20 protein-coding genes, 1 tRNA gene and 3 pseudogenes are annotated in these 21,960 nt (G+C 63.3%); 11 read left to right on the forward strand and 13 right to left on the reverse strand.

The genetic code is table 11. The features are described 5' to 3' along the window. Nucleotides 1–27: 27 nt before the first annotated feature. Both NKJ35_RS19795 and NKJ35_RS19800 read left to right on the forward strand, forming a co-directional pair. On the forward strand, nt 28–1,329 hold the full coding sequence (locus tag NKJ35_RS19795) for a flavin monoamine oxidase family protein (RefSeq protein WP_352649266.1): 1,302 nt from the start codon (nt 28–30) through the stop codon (nt 1,327–1,329). A gap of 27 nt (nt 1,330–1,356) precedes the next feature. Then, nucleotides 1,357–1,529 (forward strand): annotated as a pseudogene (locus NKJ35_RS19800) (aspartate aminotransferase family protein); the annotation flags it as partial. A gap of 74 nt (nt 1,530–1,603) precedes the next feature. Here the strand turns inward: NKJ35_RS19800 and NKJ35_RS19805 are convergent. The 4 genes from NKJ35_RS19805 to NKJ35_RS19820 form a co-directional block, all read right to left on the reverse strand. Then, nucleotides 1,604–2,104, reverse strand: a complete 501-nt coding sequence (locus tag NKJ35_RS19805) for a DUF6496 domain-containing protein (protein ID WP_352649267.1) — start codon at nt 2,102–2,104, stop codon at nt 1,604–1,606. A 122-nt stretch (nt 2,105–2,226) separates the two neighbouring features. Next, the gene (locus NKJ35_RS19810) at nt 2,227–2,901 is read right to left on the reverse strand and encodes a dienelactone hydrolase family protein (RefSeq protein WP_352649268.1); all 675 of its coding nucleotides are present in this window, start codon (nt 2,899–2,901) and stop codon (nt 2,227–2,229) included. An 11-nt stretch (nt 2,902–2,912) separates the two neighbouring features. Next, on the reverse strand, nt 2,913–3,647 hold the full coding sequence (locus NKJ35_RS19815; RefSeq protein WP_352649269.1) for a phosphoribosyltransferase: 735 nt from the start codon (nt 3,645–3,647) through the stop codon (nt 2,913–2,915). 196 nt (nt 3,648–3,843) lie between these two features. Further along, on the reverse strand, nt 3,844–4,467 hold the full coding sequence (locus NKJ35_RS19820) for an Hsp20/alpha crystallin family protein (RefSeq protein ID WP_352649270.1): 624 nt from the start codon (nt 4,465–4,467) through the stop codon (nt 3,844–3,846). A 62-nt stretch (nt 4,468–4,529) separates the two neighbouring features. On the opposite strand from NKJ35_RS19820, the pseudogene NKJ35_RS19825 reads away from it, so the two are divergent. After that, nucleotides 4,530–4,968: pseudogene (locus NKJ35_RS19825) on the forward strand (DUF2267 domain-containing protein). Nucleotides 4,969–5,017: 49 nt separating this feature from the next. After that, nucleotides 5,018–5,488, forward strand: a complete 471-nt coding sequence (locus NKJ35_RS19830; protein ID WP_352649271.1) for a YbhB/YbcL family Raf kinase inhibitor-like protein — start codon at nt 5,018–5,020, stop codon at nt 5,486–5,488. A gap of 24 nt (nt 5,489–5,512) precedes the next feature. On the opposite strand, the gene NKJ35_RS19835 is transcribed toward NKJ35_RS19830, so the two are convergent. Next, a complete protein-coding gene (locus NKJ35_RS19835; protein WP_352649272.1) occupies nt 5,513–6,988 on the reverse strand; it encodes an FAD-dependent oxidoreductase in 1,476 nt (491 codons plus the stop codon). 1 nt (nt 6,989) lies between these two features. Beyond that, nucleotides 6,990–7,982 carry a hypothetical protein gene (locus NKJ35_RS19840; protein ID WP_352649273.1) on the reverse strand — a complete coding sequence of 331 codons (993 nt, stop codon included), beginning with the start codon at nt 7,980–7,982 and terminating at the stop codon, nt 6,990–6,992. Between the two features lie 239 nt (nt 7,983–8,221). On the opposite strand from NKJ35_RS19840, the pseudogene NKJ35_RS19845 reads away from it, so the two are divergent. Continuing rightward, a pseudogene (locus NKJ35_RS19845) lies at nt 8,222–9,141 on the forward strand (alpha/beta fold hydrolase). Between the two features lie 168 nt (nt 9,142–9,309). On the opposite strand, the gene NKJ35_RS19850 reads toward NKJ35_RS19845, so the two are convergent. The 3 genes from NKJ35_RS19850 to NKJ35_RS19860 all read right to left on the reverse strand — a co-directional run bounded on the left by NKJ35_RS19850 (nt 9,310) and on the right by NKJ35_RS19860 (nt 14,933). Further along, nucleotides 9,310–9,891, reverse strand: coding sequence for a dienelactone hydrolase family protein (locus tag NKJ35_RS19850; RefSeq protein ID WP_352649274.1), 582 nt, complete (start codon nt 9,889–9,891; stop codon nt 9,310–9,312). 461 nt (nt 9,892–10,352) lie between these two features. Beyond that, nucleotides 10,353–12,098 carry an adenylate/guanylate cyclase domain-containing protein gene (locus tag NKJ35_RS19855; RefSeq protein WP_352649275.1) on the reverse strand — a complete coding sequence of 582 codons (1,746 nt, stop codon included), beginning with the start codon at nt 12,096–12,098 and terminating at the stop codon, nt 10,353–10,355. 408 nt (nt 12,099–12,506) lie between these two features. Further along, nucleotides 12,507–14,933 carry a hybrid sensor histidine kinase/response regulator gene (locus NKJ35_RS19860; RefSeq protein ID WP_352649276.1) on the reverse strand — a complete coding sequence of 809 codons (2,427 nt, stop codon included), beginning with the start codon at nt 14,931–14,933 and terminating at the stop codon, nt 12,507–12,509. Between the two features lie 73 nt (nt 14,934–15,006). On the opposite strand from NKJ35_RS19860, the gene NKJ35_RS19865 reads away from it, so the two are divergent. Then, nucleotides 15,007–15,390 carry a VOC family protein gene (locus tag NKJ35_RS19865; RefSeq protein WP_352649348.1) on the forward strand — a complete coding sequence of 128 codons (384 nt, stop codon included), beginning with the start codon at nt 15,007–15,009 and terminating at the stop codon, nt 15,388–15,390. A 155-nt stretch (nt 15,391–15,545) separates the two neighbouring features. On the opposite strand, the gene NKJ35_RS19870 is transcribed toward NKJ35_RS19865, so the two are convergent. Beyond that, a complete protein-coding gene (locus NKJ35_RS19870) occupies nt 15,546–16,448 on the reverse strand; it encodes a LysR family transcriptional regulator (RefSeq protein ID WP_352649349.1) in 903 nt (300 codons plus the stop codon). Between the two features lie 97 nt (nt 16,449–16,545). On the opposite strand from NKJ35_RS19870, the gene NKJ35_RS19875 reads away from it, so the two are divergent. After that, nucleotides 16,546–17,394 (forward strand): SDR family oxidoreductase, encoded by an 849-nt coding sequence (locus NKJ35_RS19875; protein ID WP_352649277.1) that lies wholly within the window; start codon nt 16,546–16,548, stop codon nt 17,392–17,394. A 103-nt stretch (nt 17,395–17,497) separates the two neighbouring features. Then, a complete protein-coding gene (locus NKJ35_RS19880) occupies nt 17,498–17,920 on the forward strand; it encodes a RidA family protein (protein ID WP_352649278.1) in 423 nt (140 codons plus the stop codon). A gap of 315 nt (nt 17,921–18,235) precedes the next feature. Here the strand turns inward: NKJ35_RS19880 and NKJ35_RS19885 are convergent. Next, nucleotides 18,236–18,312, reverse strand: a tRNA-Arg gene (locus tag NKJ35_RS19885). A gap of 47 nt (nt 18,313–18,359) precedes the next feature. Then, nucleotides 18,360–19,052, reverse strand: coding sequence for a winged helix-turn-helix transcriptional regulator (locus NKJ35_RS19890; RefSeq protein ID WP_352649279.1), 693 nt, complete (start codon nt 19,050–19,052; stop codon nt 18,360–18,362). Between the two features lie 173 nt (nt 19,053–19,225). On the opposite strand from NKJ35_RS19890, the gene NKJ35_RS19895 reads away from it, so the two are divergent. From NKJ35_RS19895 to NKJ35_RS19905, 3 genes are all read left to right on the forward strand, one after another. Continuing rightward, a complete protein-coding gene (locus tag NKJ35_RS19895) occupies nt 19,226–19,552 on the forward strand; it encodes a DUF1330 domain-containing protein (RefSeq protein ID WP_023677873.1) in 327 nt (108 codons plus the stop codon). A gap of 127 nt (nt 19,553–19,679) precedes the next feature. Further along, on the forward strand, nt 19,680–20,204 hold the full coding sequence (locus NKJ35_RS19900) for a hypothetical protein (protein ID WP_502904654.1): 525 nt from the start codon (nt 19,680–19,682) through the stop codon (nt 20,202–20,204). A gap of 136 nt (nt 20,205–20,340) precedes the next feature. Beyond that, nucleotides 20,341–20,631 (forward strand): hypothetical protein, encoded by a 291-nt coding sequence (locus NKJ35_RS19905; RefSeq protein WP_352649281.1) that lies wholly within the window; start codon nt 20,341–20,343, stop codon nt 20,629–20,631. 15 nt (nt 20,632–20,646) lie between these two features. Here the strand turns inward: NKJ35_RS19905 and NKJ35_RS19910 are convergent, their stop codons facing one another. Continuing rightward, nucleotides 20,647–21,810 (reverse strand): M20 aminoacylase family protein, encoded by a 1,164-nt coding sequence (locus tag NKJ35_RS19910; protein ID WP_352649282.1) that lies wholly within the window; start codon nt 21,808–21,810, stop codon nt 20,647–20,649. Nucleotides 21,811–21,960 lie beyond the last annotated feature (150 nt).

The following is a 21,960-nucleotide window of genomic DNA, read 5'->3' on the forward strand; positions in this document are numbered from 1 at the left end:
GACATTCGAGAAGATCAAGGCCGGCTAATGAAGTTCAAGATCGAACGAGCCGATGTGGCGATCGTCGGCGCCGGCTTCACCGGCCTGTCGGCCGCGCGTGAATTGGACCACGCCGGCATCGATGTCGTGCTGCTCGAAGCCCGCGACCGTGTCGGCGGCCGCGTCGAAGCTGTGCAGAACGGGCTCGGCGAGCGGATCGACAGCGGCGGCCAGTTCTTGTGCGAAGACATGCCGGAATTAATGGCGCTGGTACGAGCGCGCGGCAAGACATTGGTCGAGACCCATGTCGCAGGCGAATTCGTCACGCAGCCGCGAATGGGCGAGGCGCAAGCCGGGCGCACTTACGGCACCGCGATGCGAATGCGCGAGCGGATGAACGCGATCGCACCGAACGACCCGACCATTGCCGGCTCGACGGTCGCGGCATGGCTCGATCGCCAGGCCGATCCCGACGATGCAAAGGCCGCGTTTCGGTCGATGATCGAGGGCCTGTGGTGCCTGGCAATGGAAAGGCTGCCGCTGTGGTACTTGATCGACAATGATCGCCGCATCACCAATGAGGTGTCGGAGCTGCAGTATTTCGTGGGCGAAACCATGCATTCGCTGGCGGATGATCTTGCGCGGGATCTCGGCGATCGACTGCGGCTGAATACAGCTGTCGAGGCCATTGAGCACGGGCCGGGAGGGGTTCGCGTCGTGTCGCCTGCCGGCGCGATCGAGGCACGAGCGGTACTGGTCGCCGTACCGCCGATGATGGCCTCGAGAGTGGATTTCGTGCCGCCGCTGCCGGCTGTGCTGAAGACGGCCCTAGGCGTCTGGCAAAGCGGCGCGGTGATCAAGATGCTGGTACGCTACCCCAAGGCTTTCTGGCGCGACAGGGGCTTGAGCGGCATGGTGATGTGGCGCGACCCGCACGGGCTTTTTGCCTGCGATGCCAGCAGCGACGAGGATCATGCAGCACTTGTCGTCTTCATCGGCGGGCCGCTGGCGCAGCGCTGGCGGGATCTGGACGACGCGGCGTTACGCGCAAAGGTGACGTCAAGGCTGGAACAGGCGCTCGGTATCGAGGCGGCCGGCATTATCGATCTCAGTTATCGCGACTGGACTGGGGATCGCTGGAGCGGCGGCGGTTACAGCGATCTGATCGTCGATGCGACGGCAACGGATGCCGAACGCATTATCCGTGCGGGCGCTCCGCCGGTCCATTTTGCCTCGTCGGAGCTGTCGCCGTCATTTCCGGGCTATGTCGAGGGCGCCATCGTCGCCGGCCGCATTGCTGCCCGAAAAATTATTCAGTCGGCCATCGACAGCAGAGCCTCGGGGTCATAAGCGAGGCGGATCAAGCTGCCGAGCGGGATCGACACGCATTGCCGCGAGCTCGGCCTGCTGGTCAGGCCGCTGATCAATATGTGCGTCATGTCGCGCCGCTGATCATCACGCGCGAGCAGATCGACGACATGGCGTCGATCCTGCGCCAAGGCATTTCGCGCACGATGGACTATCTGCGCCGGGAAGGGGTGTGGCGGGGTAGGCGTTTATCACCGGCGATCTCGCCGGCCGTTGGGCCATATCGGGTTTCCAGGAGGCGAACTGCCGCCTTGAACTATGCGTGCTGTGCCCGCGTTCTGGCGGCCTTCTGCGCCGCCTGCTTCCTTCCGCTGGCGCCTTTCGTCTCGGCGGCCTTCTTCGCGGCGGCCGAGCGCTCCTCAGCCGTCCGGCGCGAGGCCGCACGCTTGGCCTGCTGCGAGAGCGCCTCGTGCGACGCCGTGCTCTTCGGCTCGTGCTCGAGCACCTTGGAGACGGCTTTCGAGACCCGCGGGCGGCGTTTCGGCGTGCGTTCGCCCTGGCCGGCCTCATAGGCGTATTCGGCGCTCTTGCGCGTGCTTTCCTTCACATTGCCCTTTTTGGGCGGGGGCAGGTCTACGCCTGCGCGTCTTGCCTCGGAAAGTCCAATGGCGATGGCCTGCTGGGTCGATCGCGCGCCGTGCTCGCCGCGGCGGATTTTATCGATCTCCTCGTGCACGAACTCGCCGGCCTGGGTGCTCGGCGATTTGCCCTCGCGCTTGTCCTTTCGGGCCTTCTCGATGGTTTTCTTGTCCGGCATTGTCTTTCTCCCGCATACGGGTTGCGACAGCCATTCGGGTTGCAGCTGCGCGCGGTCTTATGAGGATCATAACGCGTTGAGGACGCAAATGATCCCGGGACTGGTGATCCAAGCCCCGGCTGTCAGGACGTCGATGCCGATCTGTCCGAAATCAGATGGCGCAAGAACCATTGGGTAGCGAGATCCGCGACTTCGTCCAGGGCGCCGGGCTCCTCGAACAGATGTGTCGCGCCAGGGACGATGGCGAGCTCCTTCTCGCAGCGGAGCGCCACCAGCGCCGAGCGGTTGAGTGCGATCACTTGCGTGTCCGCGCCTCCGACGACGAGCAAGGTCGGCGCCCGGACGCGCGGCAGGGCGAGCGCTGCGAGATCGGGCCGGCCACCACGCGAAACCACGGCCGCGGCCTGGTCGGGCCGCTCGGCCGCCGCCACCAGGGCGCCACCGGCGCCGGTGCTCGCGCCGAAATAGCCAAGACGCAACCCCGACGTATCCGGCGAGGCGCCGAGCCAATCCGTGACGCCGACCAGCCGATCGGCGAGCAGTCCGATATTGAAGCGCAACTCGGCCGTGACCTGGTCGATCCGCTCCTCTTCGGCCGTCAACAGGTCGACGAGGAAGGTGGCGAGGTTCGCCTCGTTCAGCCTTGCGGCCACGTAGCGGTTGCGCGGACTGTGGCGGCTGCTGCCGCTGCCATGGGCGAAGAGCACGAGGCCGCGAGCATCCGGAGGCAACGACAGATTGCCCTCGAGCGTGACGCGACCCGCGGGAACATGAACGACGTGCTCGCTATGGCCCATATCCACCTCCGCTATGGCGATCTGGTGCCGCGCGCCGGACCCGCGCCCGCGGGCCCAGCCAACTCCTCTTCGGAAGCGGCAGTCTTGTCGGAAGCGGCAGGCTTGGGCACGGACCTGGCGAGGAGCGCGCGGACCTCTTCATCGCTCGTCTGCGAGAAATCCACGTACCAGCGCCCGACACCGAGCAACGGCTCTGGTGTCGTCGCGCAAACGACCTCGTCGGCGTCCGCCCGCATCGCGTCGCAAGTGTCGGGGCTACCGACGGGAACGGCCGCGACGATACGGGCGGCGTGGTTTTTTCGCAGCGCCTTGATTCCGGCCCGCATGGTCGATCCGGTCGCAAGCCCATCATCCACGAGGATAATGGTCCGTCCATCCAACTGCGGTGGGCGTCGCCCGGCCCTATAGAGGTGCTCGCGGCGCAGAAGCTCTTTTTCCTCCTTTGCTGCGACCGCGTCGATGACATATGGCGGGATCGCGAGACCGCTGACGATTTCGTCGTTCAGGACACGTACGCCGGAGGGCGCGATCGCCCCCACGGCCAGTTCCTCGTGGCCGGGGACGCCGAGCTTGCGCACGACGAAGACGTCGAGCGGTGCCTTGAGTGCCTGCGCGACCTCGTAGCCGACCGGCACGCCGCCTCGGGGCAGCGCCAATACGATCACGTCGTCGCGGCCGGCAAAGCGAACGAGCTCCCCGGCAAGTCGCCGCCCGGCCTCGCGGCGATCTGAAAAGATGACAGCCATGACCTTCAGTCCGCGTGCATCTGTTTTCCCGGTGGATGTGCTTTCACCAACCTGCGGCTACATCCCGTGGGATGGCTGCGGCACCGGCGTTTCCGAGGCGACGGACAATCTCGGCGCTAGGGCGCTTGCCCGCAGGTTGTACCGCGCTCGCCGTTTAGCTGAGCACCGCCTGCTCAGGCAGCCTTCAGCTTGGCAACTATCGCGCTTTCACTTCAATGCGGCGTGTCTTGTCCTTTGCAGCGGGGTTCTTCGGAAGCTCGACAGCCAAAACGCCGTTCTTGAAAGTGGCCTGCACCTTGTCGGCGTCGACCTCCGCATCCAGGGAGATGGTCCGCTGAAACCGGCCATAACTGCGTTCGCTATAGGTGCGGCCGCCAACGCCTTCCTTGTGCTCCGAACGCTTCTCGCCCGTAATGGAGAGGGTGTTGTCGCGCAGCTTGAGCTCAACGTCCTTCTGCTCGAGCCCCGGCAATTCGGCGGTGACCTTATAGGCTTGGTCTGTTTCATATACGTCGACGCTCGGCCAAAGATCGCCGGCCGTAGTCGCTTCGGCCATTGGCGCAAAGAAGTCGTCGAACAGGCGATCGATCTGCCGGTGGAATGACGTAAGCGGATCTCGTCCGGATGGATAAAGACTTCGGGATGGCGTCCAGGACGCCAAGTCACGGTTTGCCATGGTTCTTCTCCTGTTTTTCCTGTTTGCATCGCTCGCCGCCATGTGATCGGCGACAGCAAATAAAACTCGTCCGCCGATGAGGATGTTCCGCACGCCGGCCGGGAAAGGCGGTCCGAAAACCGCGGAATGCGCATCGGGGAACAACCGGCAGGTAGGACTGTTTGGTCACATCCGCCGTAATCGGATTTGAACGGAAGGAGGATTCGATGAACGCCACCGGACTCGACGTAGTCGACAAGACATTGCAGAACCACGAACATCTGGCTCGACGAGATCATGGACGAGATTGGACCGGATCGGCAGGTCGCCTGGCACGTTCTCGGAGCGGTGCTACACGCCCTGCGCGACCGTATGCAGCCGGATCTTGCAGCCCACCTCGGCTCGCAGCTGCCGATTCTGGTGCGTGGCGCCTTCTATGACCAATATCAACCTTCCAAGGCTCCCGAGAAGGTGCGGTCGCTCGACGAATTTCTGGCCAAGATCAAGGCGGAGCTTGAATTCACCCGTCCGGTCGATTCCAAGGATGCATTCAGGGCCGTGTCCAAGGTGCTTGCCCATCATGTCGGAGAAGGACAGATGCACAAGGTCTGGGAATCCCTGCCAGGAGAGATCAGACGCGTCGCCGAAGCTCAGCAAGCGGCGTGAACGGCGCCGGCGCGGGTTTCTTGGTCGCAATCTTTTTGGGGAAACAGCAATGCCACTCACACTTATCAGCCCGGCGTTCCCGGCAGGCGGAAAAATTCCCAAAAGGTATACGCGTGACGGCCAGAACGTCTCGCCGCCACTGAAGTGGTCCGGTGTTCCGGATGGTGCCAAGAGCCTTGTTCTTGTCGTGCTGGATCCCGATGCGCCAAGCGGGACTTTCGGGCATTGGGCGGTATTCAACATCCCGCCCGATGCCGGCGAACTCGCCGAGGCAGCAGACGGCAAGCCCGGTCCGTCGGCACTCAGGCAGGGCACCAACGATTTCGGCAATGCCTATTACGATGGCCCGCAGCCGCCCGTAGGGCATGGCGTCCATCATTACCATTTCCGGCTGGCCGCGCTTGCTGTGCCGAGCCTCAGCGTACCGGGACAGGCGGGCGTGCATCAGGTCTGGAAGCAAGCCCAGAAACACGCATTGGAGGAGACGGAGTTGGTCGGAACCTACGAACGGCCGGCGTGACGCGGGCGACGTCGGTCGCCGCCTTCACAACGTAATCTGGGCAAGCGGTTTTCGGGCAGGGCCGTGGATGACCGAACCATCGGCCGCGAAGATCGAGCCGTGGCAGGGACAATCCCAGGTGTGGTCCGCAGTGTTCCAGGTTACGGTGCAGCCCTTATGGGTGCAAGTCGCCGAAACCGCCTGTAGTGCGCCTTCGGTGTCTCTCCACGCCGCAATCTTTTCCTCTCCCCTGACGATCACGCCCCCCATACCAGGCGCAATGTCGTGGGTGCTCGAGACGATCGATTGACTGCGGCCGTTCTTGTGGAAGTCCTCAGGATAGGGCCGGGCCGGATCGTAGAGTTTTTGCCATGGGCTCGGGCGGCCGCAGATCAGGTCGGCGATCATCGCGCCCACGGCCGTCCCGTTGGTGATGCCCCAGGCGTTGAAGCCGGTGGCAATGTAGAAGCCGGCTGCCTTGGTGGGATCGGGCTCGCCGGCATATGGAATTCTGTCTGCCGTATCATAATCCTCATTGCACCAGCGCCACGCGACGTCGCCGACCGAAAGGTTCTTTCTTGCCCATTTTTCCAGTTCGACAAACCGTTTGGCCACGTCGCCGTCCCAGCCGGTGTTGAACTTGGGGCCGAGCGTGACCAGCAGCGGCCCTTCGGCATCATGGCCCGTGCGGATGGAATGCGTCGGGTCGTCGATGCCGATGAACATGCCGTCGACAGTAAAGGGATCGTCGATCCGAAAGGCCATGGCGGTGTGGCAGCGCGGCTGCGTCCGGTTCGCCATGCCGATGGGGCTCTTCACCGTCATGTTGGTGGCGACGACGACATGCCCGGCATCAACGGCGCCGCCATCGGTGACGATGCGCCAGCGGCTTGCCTCGTCGATCGAGGTGGCGCGGCTGTTTTCGAAGATCCGACCACCATGGGCCGTCACCGCTTCCGCCAGGCCCACCAGATACATCGCCGGATTGAACTGCGCCTGGTCAGAAAACCGTAGCGCGGCGGCCGTTTCGAAAGGCAGCGGCGCGTGGTCGAGGATCTCGGCCTCTAGCCCGACCTGGCGCGCGGCCTCGGCCTCGGCCGCGACCTCCGCGCGCCGGCTTTCATCGCAGGTGTAGGTGTAGGCGTCCTTGCTCTCGAGATCGCAGGCGATGGCGTACTCGCGAACCCAATCGCGGATCTGTCGGGCGCCGGCGGAATTCGCATCGGCGTAGACCTGGGCCAACTCCCGGCCGACAGTGTCGATGAGATGACGATAGATCAGTGCATGCTGCGTGGTGATCTTGGCCGTCGAGCGGCCGGTCACCTGGCCGCCCGTGCGCAGGCCTTCAACGACGACCACCGACCGGCCTGCCTCGCAAAGGCGAAGCGCCGTCGTCAGCCCGACAATTCCAGCACCCACGACAACGGCGTCCGCACGGATCGAACCTTCGAGCTGGGGGTAGTTCGTGGATCTGGCTGCCGCTACCCAACAGCTTCCCGGTTTTCCCAAGAGAATGGCCATTTCAACCGCGCTCCTTGCGTCTCGATGCACTTCCATCGACAACCGCGCCAGCAGGGGAACGTTCCCGAGCTTGGTTGCTTCTTTCAGTCATTGTCCCGCCACCCCGGGTCAGAAAAGCACCGGGAAGGCGCGAGGTGCAGGCCATCACCCAGGTGATCGCCTCGCGGTCGTATTCGTCGCCGGAGCGCCAGTCCTCGAAGAAGGCATTCAGCCTATCGACACGCCCCGGCCAGATGCCGGCGGCTTGCAGGCCGAGCGATACGCCGTAATTGGTGAAGGCGAACTTGGTATCGCGCAGCCATGGCGCGCGGCTGAAATAACCGGGCGGGTCGACCCACATCGTTTCCAGGGTTCGCAGCGAATGCCTTGTCTGGGCCTCGGCCCACGGCTCGTCGGGAAAGAAATGGGCGAGCCACAGCATCATGCCGAGGCCGAGGTCCTGGTCGACGTCGAGCGTGCGCCAATCGCGCTCCATCAGATCACGCATCTGCGCGATCTCGGGCGCCAGTTCCTCTTCGTCGAGCATGCGATAAGAGACGTAGCCGTCATAGGCATCCATGCTGCCGAGGCCGTAGCCGGGGTAAGGACCGCTCAAATCCTCCTGCATCTTCCAGATCACGCCGCGGCCGGGAACCACAAACGCCGGGTGAATGTCCCGCGCCAGCGCAATGCCGCGCTCGCGGTATTCCGGCTTCAGATCGCCGAGACGCGCCAGGGCAAACAGCCACATCGCCAGATAGTGGAAATACTGGCCGTCGCGATCCGGCGCTTCGCCGATCCTCAATCCGCGCCGCCGGCCGAGCACACGCTCGACATCCACCACCAGCCGCTCGGCCTCGTCCAGCCAGCGCTCTTCGTCAAGTTCCGCATAAAGCGAGACGTAGAGCACGACCCCGAATGCATCGGTCCACAGATATCGCAAGCCGTTGGGCCAGATGCCTTCGGCGCGCATCCAGTCGAGTTTTTGCAGGACATAATCGACGTCACGCAGCATTGCGCCAAGCCCCGAATTCCACGGCAGACTTTGCCGATGTTCGGTTCCATGCGATTGCGAGCATGCGGCATATCTGCTCAGGTTGATCTGGCCAGATATCGCCAAACGATCTGATCGGCGGCGGGGTTCCTTGGTCGCTTCCACCGCCCGCGACCGGGAACCCTCGACCTGATCATGAGTTTCGGGTCCAGGCGCTCACAACGGGATGCGGGAGGTTACCAGTCATTTTCGGAGCCTCAATCGAGGAGGCAAAGTTGCGACACCGCCAAATCAGAGTTGACGGAATTACTGTCTTCTTTCGCGAGGAAGGGCCGGCCGACGCTCCCGTGCTTCTGCTGCCGCACGGCTATCCCTGTTCCTCCTATCAGTTTCGAAGGCTGATGCCCGGACTGGCTGATCGCTGGCACACGTTCGCCCCGGACTTTCCTGGCTTCGGCTATAGCGCTACGCCCGACATGGCTGCATTCGGCTACGATTTCGAGACCTATGCCGGGTTTTTGGCGGCTTTCGCGGACACGCTCGGCCTGTCCCACTATGCGCTCTGGCTGCACGATTACGGCTCTCAGATCGGATTGCGCCACGCCATCGCCTATCCGGAGCGCGTTGCCGCGCTTATCATCCAGAACGGCGACATCTACGAAGACGTGCTTGGCCCGAAATACGCAGCCATCAAGGCGTATTGGAACGACAAGACGCCCGACAAGCATCGCCCGCTGGAAGAAGCGGTGAGCGAGGAGGGCTTCCGGCACGAGTTCATCGGTGAGGTTGGCGAGGTCGTGGCCGAGCGCGTGCCACCGGATCTGTGGAAACTCCATTGGCCTCTGATGGACACGCCGCCCCGTCGGCGGCTCGCGGTCGGCCTGATGGAGAAGCTGGAGGCGAACCTCAACTGGTTCCCGAAATACCAGGCTTATCTGCGCGAACGGCAACCACCGACACTGATCGTCTGGGGTCCTGAGGATGGCTACATGCCGGCCGCATCGGCCCGCGCCTACAAGCGCGACTTGCCGCAAGCAGAGCCCCATCTCCTCGATGGCGCCGGCCACTGGCTACTGAAACCCATTTCGATGAGGCGCTTGCGTTGGTGCGCGACTTCCTCGCACGCGTTCACAGCCGAGCACCGACGCAACCGTCAGGTAACCTGTTGAAAACGTGGTGATCCCGACAGGGATTGAACCTGTGACCTACAGATTAGGAATTTGGGTGCCGGGGCCGGCGTCCGGAAGCCCTCCAGGGAACGAACGCGCGGGTGGTGATCGCGAATTCGACCCTATGGAGATTTGACGAGAGCTGCCAATACTCCTCAATAAGGCCGTCGACGACATGGTTAGACACGGTCCAGGAACTCCAGCACCCGCCGCGTGAGCAGTGCGCTGGCAGCCGCGTCGTACGACGGGAGCGAGCTGTCGGCGAAGTAGTGCTGGTCGCCGGGATAGAGGAACAGCTCCGCGTCCTCGACCTTCTCCACGATCTCGCGAGCGGCGTCGATGTCGCCCTCGCCGATGAAGATCGGGTCGCTATCCATACCGTGGATCTGGACCGGGACGCCGTCCGGCCAGGGTCCGAACGCCCTCTCGCCGCTAATCGGCAGACAGGAGTGGAAGAGCAGGGCTCCGCAGGCACCGGGTCGTGTCTGTGTGAGCTTCTGCGCCGGCAGTACCCCGAACGAGAATCCGGCGTAAACGAGCTCGGGCGTCAGTTCGCCGGCGACGCGGACGCCGCGCTCCCGCATGTCGTCGAACCCGATCTCACCGATGTAGGCGAGACCCTCGTCAATACTCTGGAATGTGCGTCCGTCGAACAGGTCCGGCGTATGCACGGTGTGCCCGGCTGCCCGCAGGTCGTCAGCGAACGCGCGCACGCCGGGAGTCAACCCTTGTGCGTGGTGGAACAGCAGGACCTCGGCCATGGGAGCCTCCAGGTGGACGTGGATTGCGGCAATAATTGCGAATCGCTTCGCAGAACTGCAAGCGATTTCGCTGTGCATCGAAGAACTTCCAAATGATGATCCAAATGATGACAAGCCTCGGCGCATCGTCTTTTCCCGGCGTGACGACGCGAGGGCCGATCTACACCAACAGACAGGCGGCGACGAAAGTGCTTCCGGCGTTACCCGCGTCCGCCAGACGGACGCACCGCGACGGTAGTGTCTTGGTTCGAATTTCCGCCAAGGTCAATTTTGGGGTCACTACGAAACGCCATCCTACGAAAGTGCCACGAGAGCTCGCCGGCTGTTCACAGCTGCTCTACACGCTCGGTCCTCGACAAGCCGGCCAGAGAACTATCCTTCCTGAAGCGACGCGGGATCAAGGGGCGCGTCGCCTGGCCGGACGTGACGCGCAGGAGCGGGCATCTTTGCAACCGCGACGATCACTCCGGCACGCCGGCAATACCCAACGCTTCGACGTAGTGCTCGGCGAACACCTTGTCCCGCCACGGGTTGATCTGCCTCTGCAGGCCGAGCGTGTAGGTCGGGAACGCCTCCATCAGCCGCCGCGCCGCCGCCTGCGCTTCGTCCAGCCGGTTGAGTTTGACCAGCGCCATGATCACCACCCGGTGCGAGGAGCCGTAATTCGGCATCTCGCGCAGCGCTCGTTCTCCCCAAGCCAGCGCTTCCTCGTAGCGTTCGAGCATCAGGTAGCTCATCCCGATGCCGGAGAGCGCGATGCCCTTCTCGGGGTCGACCGGGCTCAGCCGCATTGCCCTGTGGAAGTGCTCGATCGCGACGAGGGGGTGGCCGGAATGGGCGTTCACCCAGCCGCTGCCCGTATGGCCCTGCGCCGAATTGGGGTTGAGGAGCAGGGACCGTTCGATCGTGTCCAGCGCCGTCTCGTAATCCTTGGCGCTGTAGGCGATCACCTGCGCGGCGAAACGCAAGCTTGTCGGGTCGTCTCGCGCGTCCGCCAGCACCTCGCGGGCCATGCGCACGGCGACGCGGATATCGTCGGGCTCGTGCCAGCACTGACTCACCGACAGGCTGCGGATATAGGCACCGAGTGCCTTCGCCAGGGTGAAGTCTGGGTCGATGCTGAGCGCCTCGTTGGTGAGCCGGCGCACGTCGGCGAAGCCTTCGCGCGTCATGCTGTAGAAGCGCGGCAGCGCACGAAGGTAGAGGTCGTAGGCACCGATGTAGTCGGTCGGCTTCATGCGCGCCTGCTTGATCTCCTGCAGCCGGATGCTCGGTTCGACAGCGCCGACGACGCTCTCGGTTACCTTGTCCTGCAGGTCGAAGATGTCGCTCACGTCGCCCTCGAAGCGGTCGGCCCAGACATGGTGTCCGCTGATCGCGTCCACCAACTGCCCACTGATGCGCACCCGCGATCCTGCTCTGCGGATGCTGCCTTCGAGCACGTAGCGGACGCCCAGTTCGCGCCCGACCTGGCGCAGATCCACCGCCCGGCCCTTGTAGGTGAACGACGAGTTGCGGGCGATCACGAAGAAGGAGTTCACCCGGCTCAATCCCGTGATGATGTCCTCCACCAGTCCGTCGGCGAAGTATTCCTGGTCGGGATCGCCGCTCATGTTGGTAAAAGGCAGAACCGCGATCGAGGGTTTCGCGGGCAGCGGAGGCGATGCAGCCAGCGAGGCGCCGGCGTCGGTCTCGACGCGGTAGGCGCGCACAGGCCGCTCGATGTTCTTGAGGCGCAGATTGCCGAGCGGCGTGAAGCTGCAGTCGAGCTTGCCCTGAAGGTGGTCGTAGGCGGTGCCTGAGACGACCACGGTGCCGGGGTCGGCGATGCCGTCGAGGCGGGCTGCGATATTGACCCCGTCGCCGTAGAGGTCGCCGTCCTCCTCGCAGACCACGTCGCCGAGATTGACGCCGATGCGAAAGCGAATCCGCTCTTCCTCGGGCATCTCCGCCTCGTGTTCTGCCAGGGCCTGCTGGATCGCCATCGCCGAGGCCACCGCGTTGACGACGCTCGCGAACTCACACAGCATGCCGTCGCCGGTGAGCTTGACGATCCGACCCTGGTGCTCAGAGACCAGCGGTTCGAGCAGGTCCTTGCGGTAGATCTTCAGCCGCTCGAGCGTGCCGCGCTCGTCGCGCTCCGTCAGGCGGGAATAGCCGACCACGTCGCAAACCATGATCGCTGCGAGGTGGCGCTGCGTGGTCATTGCACCGCTCGACCAAGCGCCTGCGCGCGGGCCGCCCCGCGTCCATGTCCTGGCACCTTCCAGACGCCCCATGTGCATGGTATCCGTCTCTCCCAGTCGCCGCCCGTCGCCGATACAGAACGGAAAACGCAGCTCGACTTTGCCTTTACGAGATTTCGCTATCCCGCTTGCGAGGCGTGGAGCGATCCAGTCGCCGCGCTAACAGCCAACCGGGGATACGCCCACGCAGCCTCTGGGGACGCTGACACGCCACTCCTCCCAGAAGGCCGGAGATATTTACTGCCCTTGGTAACCGGTTGACGCCACCGTGGCGGTGTTTTTGTCACCGCGATGTAACAGCGAGATGCCTACGAACGCGCATCGGGCATCACACCAGACGTTCGCGCTTAGAGGTGCTGAGGTCGTTGGCTAGCGCGGAACGTCTGCCAACGAGCTTAGTGCCCGGCGGATAGAATCGCGCGAAAATGGCTTCTCGACAACTGGTCGACCGGCCCGTTCAAGGAAGCGCGCCGCAGCGCCGCCGAGCGTGTCGCCGGTAACGAAAACGAATCGCTCCGCCATGCCCGGGGTTGCCTGACAGGCCCAGTCGAACAAGGCGGGGCCGTCGATGTTCGGCATCCGCAGATCGCAAAAGATCACATCGAAAACAGCACTCATCAGCGCTGCCTTGGCACCGGCACCGTCCTCGACGATCCTGACGGCAAAACCTTCAGCCTCTAGTAGTTCTGCCACCGTTTCTCCAACCTCCCGCTCGTCATCGACCACAAGGGCGGTACAACCGATGTCCGCGACCGAGTGAGCCGCAACACCTTCGACTGAATCTGACGAAGTGCAGGCCTCCACCGGCAACAGCAATCGGAAATGCGCGCCGTCCGCACGGTCAAGCAGGGTCAGCCGTCCATTGTGCGACTGCACCACGCCGAGCGAGAAAGCGAGCCCGATCCCGGTGCCCGCACCCTGAGCCTTAGTGGTAAAAAACGGATCGAAAATGCGGTTCCGGATCTCGGCGGGCACACCGGGGCCATTGTCGGCGATCACGATCTGGAGGTCATTGCCTTCAAGCGACGTTTCGATCTCGATCCGCCGCGGTGCCGGTATCTCCTGCAGGGCGTGTTGCGCGTTGACGATCAGGTTGTAGAACACCTGATGCATCTGGTCAGGGTCGACTTCCAAAGGCGGCAGGCCCTCGGCGAGCCGGCATTGCACCTCGATGCCTGCCGTGCGCAAACCGTAGCCGGCGATGTCAAGAACTGCGCGGATCAGATCGTTGACGTCGGTACTGCGGCGCTCCGGCTGGCGTTGTCGCGCCATTGCCAGGAAAGTCTTCACGATGCGCGCGCAGCGCTCGGCGGCGAGTCTGATCTTGCCGGCCCGCTGTGCGTGGGCGGTTCCGGCTAGAAATTCTTCCAGCAACTGGGCCTGCGCGACGACGACCGCCAAGGGGTTGTTGAGTTCGTGCGAAACGCCGGCAAGCAGCGAACCAAGTGCATTGAGCCGCTCGCTCTGCGCCAATGCCTCGCGCGACCGCGCCAGTTCGGCTTCAGCCGCCTTGGTTGCGGTGAGATCAAGAATGCTGCCGACGATCACCGGTCGGTCGTCCATCTCGATGTGGCGCCAACTCAGCGACACGGGAAACACGGAGCCGTCCAGACGCCGAAGTTGAGCCTCCACGCCGTCGGCGCGCGGCTGCTGACGTGACAGGGCCTTGAGGCGCCGATAGTCTTCCCGTGTGGCGAACCAGCGGTGCTGGCGGAAGCGGTCCTCGTCACGCGGGCCTATACCCATGATCTCGCGGAAGGCGGGATTTGCGGTAATCAGGTGCCTCGTTCGCGAGTCTATGAACACGACCGGAACCGGATGATGGTGAGTGAGGTCTCGGAAGCGCCGCTCGCTTTGCTGCAGGCGCTCGGCCGCGCGCTTCTGCTCGGTGATGTCGATATCGAAGCCGCCGATGCGCGCCTGTTGCTGATCGGCCCACAGCACGGGAAAGCGAACGACAAGGCTCCAGGCATAGTCGACCGCGTTGCTTAGAAATTCCTCGATTGCAATCGCCTGTCCCGATTCCAGCACGCGGCGATCGTTTTCCGCGATCATCGCGGCCTCCTGTGGCCCGAAAATGTCGGCCGCGCTTAGTCCGATCGCGCTCTCGGCTGGCCGGCCGAAGACCTTTCCCATTTCCGGATTGGCGACCAGATAGCGTCCGTCGGTATCCTTCAGATACATGCCTACGGGAGCATGCTTCATGAATGCCGCCAAGCGGGCTTCGCTGGCACGCAGAGCTGCGTCGGCAGCGTGGCGCTGCGACAGGTCGCGCAAGCTCGCCGTGAAGAAACGACGTTTGCCGCTCCGGGCTTCGGTGATCGTGAGTTCCACCGGAAACTCGGTGCCGTTCGCTCGCATGGCAGTCTGCTCTGTGCGACGCCCGAGCAACCGCGGGGCGCCACCCGCAAGATAGGCGGCAAGCCCGTTTGCGTGCGCCTTGCGCAGATGCGGCGGGACGATGAGCTCCGAGATCTGTCTGCCGACCGCTTCAGCGCGCGAATAGCCGAAGGTCGCCTCGGCCGCCGCGTTGAATTCCACAACCAATCCGGCTTCGTCCGTGACGATCACGCAGTCGAGCGATGAGCAAACCACCGAAGCGAGGATCGCCTCTTGGAATGCGTTTCCGTCGTCGTCTTCTTGCAAGGGCGGGCACTCCGTGACGACCGGTCGGAACGCTGGCCGTCGGCTGGCAAGGATGACGATTATCGTGAGTTCCGGCAAGATGCCTGGATCCGACCGCAGTACGGTGCGGGGGTGGGGAAACGCTTGCACCAGCAGGATAAGGAGCGCCATTTGCTGACCCTCATGGCGCGTTTCGAAACCTGCCGTTCGCGCTATGACCTGATGCGACCCTTCTTTGCTCCGAGTGCCTGACCGCGATGCCGCGATCTCGTGGTACACCGAAAAGCTGGATTTCAGAGTCGTGGATACCGTACCGTCTGGCGACGATATGACCTTCGTCTTTCTTTCGCCGGCAGTGGATGACGGCTTCCGCCTTGAACTTCTGGCAGGCCCCGGCGCTGCCGAGCGCCCCGTATACGCGGATCTTGGCGCCAGCCTCGGCCTGTCGGGGTGGCATCACCTTTGCCTGCGCCTGGACGACGTCGACAAGGCCGTTGCCGAGTTGAAGCGCCGTAGCGTGAAAATCGTGCATGAGCCATTCGATGTTCCGGCGATCAGCAGCCGCATCGCGTTCTTCTCCGATCCTTGGGGCAACATCTTCGAATTGATGCAGCCAGTCACCGCCTGATTATCGGCCAACGAGTTAGCGTCAAAGGCGTCCTTTTCCTGCGCCATGTCTTACGCAGTGGGTAGGCGCCCACACAGCCCAGCTCAGACGCACGGACCAACTTCAGACGCGTATGAGCGGCTGTTCCGCGCGAGGGCGTCGGCTTCGTGATCCAGTTAAGGTTCTTTCTTCCGCAGGTCCTTGACTACGTCGAGAAAAGCTCGCAGTGCGGGCGGTACGGCTCGATGTCCGGGGTAGTAGACCGCAACTTCTTCCGGTGCTGGCGTCCACGCGGTCAGGACCTTGCGTAGCCGGCCATCGGACACCGCCGCTTCGGCGGCCCAATCCGCCACATAGGCGATGCCCAGAGCCTCTATTGCGGCTTCGACCATCAGTTCCTCGTCATCAAGGACGATGGGGCCGTTTGCCCCGATCACCAGTTCCTGGCCTGCGCGTTCGAACTCCCATCGATAGAGCTTGCCGCTGGGCATACGGTGGCCGATGCAATGGTGGCGTTGCAATTCCTCGGGCGTTCCCGGCTCCCCGAAGCGATCGAGATAGGCGGGCGACGCGATACAGATGAACGTCAACGCGCGTGCAAACGGCACGGCGATCATGTCTTTGGGAATTGATGTGATGAGGCGTACGCCGGCATCGAACCCGCTGGACACGATATCGATGAGCCGCCCCTCGACGACGATGTCCACGGTCACGTCCGGATGGCGCTCCGCCATCTGCGGAAGGACCCGGCGAACGAGAAGCCCGGCCACCAATCGCGGTGCGTTGATGCGGACCGTGCCCGCGACATTGCCCCGGAACCCCGCGACGCTGTCGAGCGCCTCGTCCAGCGAGGCGAGCGCCGGCTGAAGACGGTCGAGCAACCGGAACCCGGCTTCTGTCGGCGAGACGCTGCGTGTGGTGCGGTTCAGAAGTCGCACGCCCATGCGTTCCTCGAGCGCACGCATCGCATGGCTCAATGTGGAAGGTGCCGTGCCGATCTCGTCCGCTGCGCGGCGGAAGCTGCGATGTGTGGCAACGGTGACGAAGGCGGTGAGATCGTTGAGCGACGGGCGGGGCATTGATGGGGATTTTGCATTATCCCATGCCGATTTCAACGGCTAATGCGCGCAATGCGACTGCCCTATCTCCCGCCTGGATCAATTGGAGAAATGAGAAATGGAAAAGACCTGGCTCATAACGGGTGTGTCTTCCGGTCTAGGCCGGCTGCTGGCGGAGAAGGCCCTGATCAGGGGAGACCGCGTCGTCGGTGCCAGCCGCAGCGAGGACGCACTTCCCGACCTGCGTGCAAGTTACCCCGAACGGCTCCGCATCGTCGCAATGGACCTCAAGGACCAGAGCTCGGTCCGCGCCGCGGTCGACCGCGCCTTCGCGGCATCCGCTCGGATCGACCTCGTCGTCAGCAATGCTGGCTATGGCCTCCTCGGCGCGGCTGAAGAGGCTGGCGATGTGCAGGTCCGGGACATCATCGACACCAATCTCATCGGCTCGATCGCACTCATCCGGGCGGCGGTGCCGCATCTGCGCAGCCAGGGTGGCGGCCGGATTTTACAGGTATCGAGCGAGGGAGGCCAGATCGCCTATCCGGCTTTCAGCCTCTATCACGCGACCAAGTGGGGTATCGAGGGATTCGTCGAGTCCGTGGCGCAGGAGGCTGCTCCCTTCGGCATCGAATTCAGCCTTGTGGAACCTGGGCCGGCGCGGACCGGGTTCGGCGGCAATCTCGCGCGGACCAAGCCGCTCGCGGCCTATGAGGGAACACCCGCCGGTCAGATCCGCGAGGCGCTGGGTGTCTCATGGGTGATCAAGGGCGACCCCGACCGCATGACGGACGCAATGATCCGGCTTGCCGATCAGGATGGTCCACTCCCGAAACGGCTGGTGCTTGGTGCCGAGGCCTATGCCGGCATCCGCAAGGCACTCGGCGGGCGCATCGAGGAGCTCGACCGGCAGAAGGACATCGCGGTTGCGGCGGATTTCACCGACGAGGAGCTGGCGCGGCTGTGACCCAACCTGTGCCGCCGATCCGCAGGCCACCGGCATGCAGCTCCGCCCGTTGATGCCCCAGGCTCCGGCCCGGCGCCGTTATTAAGACAGAAAGGAATACGAAATGCCTGCACGTGACGCCATTTTCCCGGCCAAACGCCACGCGTTATACGATATTCATCGATATTCCGCGGCCATTCGCTCTGGCGATCTTCTCTTCGTGTCGGGTCAGGTCGGGAGCCGTGAGGACGGCTCGCCTGAGCCCGTATTCGAGGATCAGGTTCGGCGGGCCTTCGCCAATATGCGTGAGGTCTTGGCCGCCGCCGGGTGTAGCTTCGATGACGTTGTCGACGTCACCACCTTCCACGCCAACCCGGACGAACAGATCGAAACGGTGCTGGCTGTCCGCGCGGAAGAGATCGGCGCACCTCCCTACCCGAACTGGACGGCAGTGGGCGTCAATTGGCTCGCGGGTTTCGATTTCGAGATCAAGGTCATCGCCCGCATCCCTTTGACGACAAGCGGTCAGCCAGCGGACAAGGGATGATCGTTCACCCTGCAATTTCTGCATCGGCGATTTGGGCCGGTTTCAGACCGTCCGGTCAAAGGGGCTGGTTCAAGGATAGCTGCCATTCAACTCCCAACCCGGAGCGGACGTTAACTCAAATCAGCCGCAAGGGAGTTTTGATGGGGCGATTGCTGTTATTGACCCGCCAAGCGTGATCGTCCCTTCGTGCGAACAGTAGACAATCCAATCAACTTCCTCAGAGGTCCAATAACCCTCGCCGCTCGTGCCATAGACGAGGTGCCGTACCAATTGGCAAAAAAGTACGGCACCAATTCACTAAGTTATTGAAAACTTTGGTGATCCCGACAGGAATCGAACCTGTGACCTACAGATTAGGAATCTGCCGCTCTATCCTACTGAGCTACGGGACCACGCGGCCCGACACATAACCGCTTCGGATCGTTTCGCCAAGAGGCAGTTAGGCCGCTCGCTTCGGCTCCACCGCGAACGGACTCAGGCCGAGCCAGGTCTGCATTTTGCGCGCGATATCCTGGTCGCCCGTCAGAACGACTTTCGCCCCGGCCTTCTCGACGGTGATCAATCCCATCCAGATTTCGGTCATGGTGTGCAGGTCGGTCGAGACGTAGAGATCGACATCGAAGCCCGGGTCATACCAGCAGAGATCGACCTCGCCGTGCTTCTCGACGATCAGCCACCACGACCGTTTGGAGGCGGGGAGCTCCTGATACAGAAATTGTATCACCGTGCGCCCGTCGGGCAGCGGCGACGCGTTCAGATTGCGCCGCATGTCCCACATCAGCAGCGACGGATCGAGGTTCTTCAAGGACAGCCGGGACTCGACCCATTTCTGCCCCCAAAAACCCATCGCCTCGACGACGGAACGCAGATCCCTGCCTGCCTCGGTCATCCGGTATTCGAAGATGCCTTTCTCGCCGCGCACCTCCCTGCGCTCGACGATCCCGGCCAGCTCGAGTTCCTTGAGGCGTTGCGACAGAAGGGTCGGCGACATTTTAGGGACGCCGCGGCGCAGATCGTTGAAACGGGTCGAGCCCGCCACCAATTCGCGAAGCAGAACCATGGTCCAGCGGGTGCACAGCACCTCCGCGGCCATCGATAACGGGCAGAACTGTTTGTATCCGGACTGGGTCACGATGTTGCCTTCCCTCAAACTCCGCCGGAACCATAGGCCTTTCCCGGCAACGCGGCGAGTACAGAAACTGTACCGGCCCAGTACAGATCGCGGACTGGCTGGCGCCGGCCCTGCCATGCGACCCCTCTGCCGCTGCACGGGATACCCCTGTGCACGACCAGGAGACATGACCCATGACCGCTTACGTTATCGCAGACATCAAGGTGAGGGACCCAAAGTGGATGCCGGCCTATGCCGCGTCGGTCCACGACCTCGTCCACAAGCACGGCGGCAGATATCTGTCGCGCAGCGGCAATGTGAAGACGCTCGAAGGCAAGCCGCTCGACACCACGCTGATTGCCTTGATGGCGTTCCCGACCGAGGCCGCGGCGCGCGCCTTTACCGACGATCCTGCCTACGCACCCTTCGTTTCGGCCCGTCAGGGCGGCAGCGACAGCCGTTTCCAGCTGATCGACAATTCCGATCTGGCCGGAACCATCCCGTATTTGCCGAAGGGATGATCTTCCCCTGCATTCGTCGCATCGGGACAGGGATCTCCCAGCAACAACAGCCACAGCGCCCACCTGCCGGACCTCCCTACTTCCGGCGGCCGGCCGGGCTGTGCTTTTCAAGAAGAATGGAATGACTATGACAATCAACTTTCGCAACAAGTTCCTCGCTGCCGCGGCGCTGCTGTCGGCCTGCACTGCGCTGGCGCAGGCGCATCAGGCAGCGCCCACGTCCGGTCCCAATCCGCTGGCCGACAAGGTGCGCGCCGCCAACAGCCGCTTCGAGAATGTGGCGGCGGCGACCGCCGAGGGCTATGCGCCCATTCCTTGCGCCAGCGGCATCACCGGTGGCGCCATGGGCATCCACTACGTCAATCCCGGCTACCTCAAGGACGACGCGGTCGATGTCGCCAAGCCTGAAGCCGTCATGTACGAGCCGATGGCCGACGGCACGCTAAAACTGATCGCGGTCGAATACATCACCTCGAAAGGCCCGGCCTCGCTCGATGGACATCTGTTCAATTTCAACAGTGCGCCCAACCGCTATGGCCTCGGACCTTTCTACGAGCTGCATGTCTGGGCCTGGAAGGGCAACCCGACCGGCGCGTTCGCCGATATGAACCCGAACGTGTCGTGCGAACCGACGACTGCTGCCAGCCAGTAAGCAGCCGAGCCAGGGGGCGCCATCGCCGCCGGGCCGCTCTGAATTGCGGGACAGCCAGCAACGGGCGCAAAGACGGCTCAGATAGCGGAACTTTCGGGATGCCAGCGCGCTTTAGTGTCCCGAAGGAGAGACCCGCATGAGCGCCACAAAAGAGTTCTTTGAAACCTGGCTGCAGGAGAATGTCGGCAATTTGCCGACCGAGAGCGAAGTGAGCGTCGCCGTTCTGGCGCAGCAATTCGAGCAGGATGCCGACGCTGCCGGCTATGGCCACGAGGTTCGCGAAGACGAACTCGGCAACATCCAGGAGGCGATTGAGGCAGCCCTGAAGAAGGCGAGGACAGGCGAAGAACCGCAACCCGCCGACGACAACGAGCTGGCGCCGGTCATGGAAGCGCTGGAGGTCGAGGATCCGAAGAGCGGGCCGTAAGCCAATGCCGAACGGCTACGCCGCCAGCGCCGTTTCCGCCAGCTTCACCCAATAGCTCATGCCGTGCGGGATGACCTCGTCGTTGAAGTCGTAAGCCGGGTTGTGCAGACCGGCGGTGTCGCCATTGCCGATGAAGATGAACGCGCCCGGCCGCGCTTCCAGCATGTAGGAGAAATCCTCGCCGCCCATCACCGGCTGGATGGCGCGGTGCACATGGCTGTCGCCGGCGACGTCGGCCGCGATGTCGCTGGCAAAGACCGTCTCTTCGGGATGGTTGAAGGTGACGGGGTAGTTGGCGTTGTAGTCGACCTCAATTGTCGCGCCGAAGGCAGCGCCCAGACCTTGGCAAAGCGCGCGGATGCGTTCTTCGGCCTTCTTGGCAACCTCCTTCTTCAGCGTGCGTACCGTGCCGGCGATCTCGGCGCTCTCGGGAATGACGTTGTAGGCGTCGCCGGCATGGAATTTCGTCACCGAGACGACCACCGCCTCGACCGGATCGGTGCTGCGCGAGGCGATCGTCTGCAATGCGCCGACGAGCTGGCTGGCGATGACGATCGGATCGATGGTGCCGTGCGGCATCGCCGCGTGGCCGCCCCGGCCCTTGACGGTGATGGTGAATTCGGCGGTCGCCGCCATGATCGGGCCCGGCCTGATGGCGAACTGGCCGACCGGCAGGCCCGGCATGTTGTGCATGCCGAACACCTTGGAGATGCCGAAGCGCTCCATCATGCCGTCCTTGACCATCTCGTTGCCGCCGCCGCCGCCCTCTTCGGCCGGCTGGAAGATGACCGCGACCGAGCCGGCGAAATTGCGCGTTTCGGCGAGGTATTTGGCGGCGCCCAAAAGCATCGCGGTGTGGCCGTCATGGCCGCAGGCGTGCATCTTGCCGGGGACCGTCGAGGCATAGGATTTGCCGGTGATCTCGTTGAGCGGCAGGGCATCCATGTCGGCGCGCAGGCCGATGGTCGAGCCTCCGCCGTGGCGACCGCGGATGATGCCGACGACGCCGGTCTTGCCCAAACCCGTCACGATGTCGTCGCAGCCGAACGCCTTGAGCTTCTCGGTGACAAAGGCGGCGGTCTTGAAGACGTCGAAATTCAGCTCCGGCGTCTGGTGCAAATGGCGGCGCCAGCCGGCCACCTCGTCCTGCATTTCGGCGGCTCGGTTCAGGATCGGCATGATGGTTCCATTTCGCTGTTGGAGCAGGTGCTCTTGGCCTGCTGCTTTGCAATTGTGCCTGCTGCCTTGCAACCATGCACGCTGCTTTGCATTGTGCTGCTGCTTCCACATTGTGATCGGCAGCACTTTGCCATGTTGACGTCACATAGA

The sequence above is a fragment of the Mesorhizobium sp. M0136 genome, from assembly GCF_040322515.1.
Taxonomy (GTDB): domain Bacteria; phylum Pseudomonadota; class Alphaproteobacteria; order Rhizobiales; family Rhizobiaceae; genus Mesorhizobium.

Bases quoted from the DNA above. Each gene is read 5' to 3' on its own strand.
- NKJ35_RS19815 (WP_352649269.1), bottom strand. From the start codon at position 3,647: ATGGCTGTCATCTTTTCAGATCGCCGCGAGGCCGGGCGGCGACTTGCC.
- NKJ35_RS19810 (WP_352649268.1), bottom strand. From the start codon at position 2,901: ATGGGCCATAGCGAGCACGTCGTTCATGTTCCCGCGGGTCGCGTCACG.
- NKJ35_RS19880 (WP_352649278.1), top strand. From the start codon at position 17,498: ATGCCTGCACGTGACGCCATTTTCCCGGCCAAACGCCACGCGTTATAC.
- NKJ35_RS19870 (WP_352649349.1), bottom strand. From the start codon at position 16,448: ATGCCCCGCCCGTCGCTCAACGATCTCACCGCCTTCGTCACCGTTGCC.
- NKJ35_RS19835 (WP_352649272.1), bottom strand. From the start codon at position 6,988: ATGGCCATTCTCTTGGGAAAACCGGGAAGCTGTTGGGTAGCGGCAGCC.
- NKJ35_RS19840 (WP_352649273.1), bottom strand. From the start codon at position 7,982: ATGCTGCGTGACGTCGATTATGTCCTGCAAAAACTCGACTGGATGCGC.
- NKJ35_RS19805 (WP_352649267.1), bottom strand. From the start codon at position 2,104: ATGCCGGACAAGAAAACCATCGAGAAGGCCCGAAAGGACAAGCGCGAG.
- NKJ35_RS19900 (WP_502904654.1), top strand. From the start codon at position 19,680: ATGACAATCAACTTTCGCAACAAGTTCCTCGCTGCCGCGGCGCTGCTG.
- NKJ35_RS19855 (WP_352649275.1), bottom strand. From the start codon at position 12,098: ATGACCACGCAGCGCCACCTCGCAGCGATCATGGTTTGCGACGTGGTC.
- NKJ35_RS19910 (WP_352649282.1), bottom strand. From the start codon at position 21,810: ATGCCGATCCTGAACCGAGCCGCCGAAATGCAGGACGAGGTGGCCGGC.
- NKJ35_RS19860 (WP_352649276.1), bottom strand. From the start codon at position 14,933: ATGGCGCTCCTTATCCTGCTGGTGCAAGCGTTTCCCCACCCCCGCACC.
- NKJ35_RS19830 (WP_352649271.1), top strand. From the start codon at position 5,018: ATGCCACTCACACTTATCAGCCCGGCGTTCCCGGCAGGCGGAAAAATT.
- NKJ35_RS19905 (WP_352649281.1), top strand. From the start codon at position 20,341: ATGAGCGCCACAAAAGAGTTCTTTGAAACCTGGCTGCAGGAGAATGTC.
- NKJ35_RS19795 (WP_352649266.1), top strand. From the start codon at position 28: ATGAAGTTCAAGATCGAACGAGCCGATGTGGCGATCGTCGGCGCCGGC.
- NKJ35_RS19875 (WP_352649277.1), top strand. From the start codon at position 16,546: ATGGAAAAGACCTGGCTCATAACGGGTGTGTCTTCCGGTCTAGGCCGG.
- NKJ35_RS19895 (WP_023677873.1), top strand. From the start codon at position 19,226: ATGACCGCTTACGTTATCGCAGACATCAAGGTGAGGGACCCAAAGTGG.
- NKJ35_RS19850 (WP_352649274.1), bottom strand. From the start codon at position 9,891: ATGGCCGAGGTCCTGCTGTTCCACCACGCACAAGGGTTGACTCCCGGC.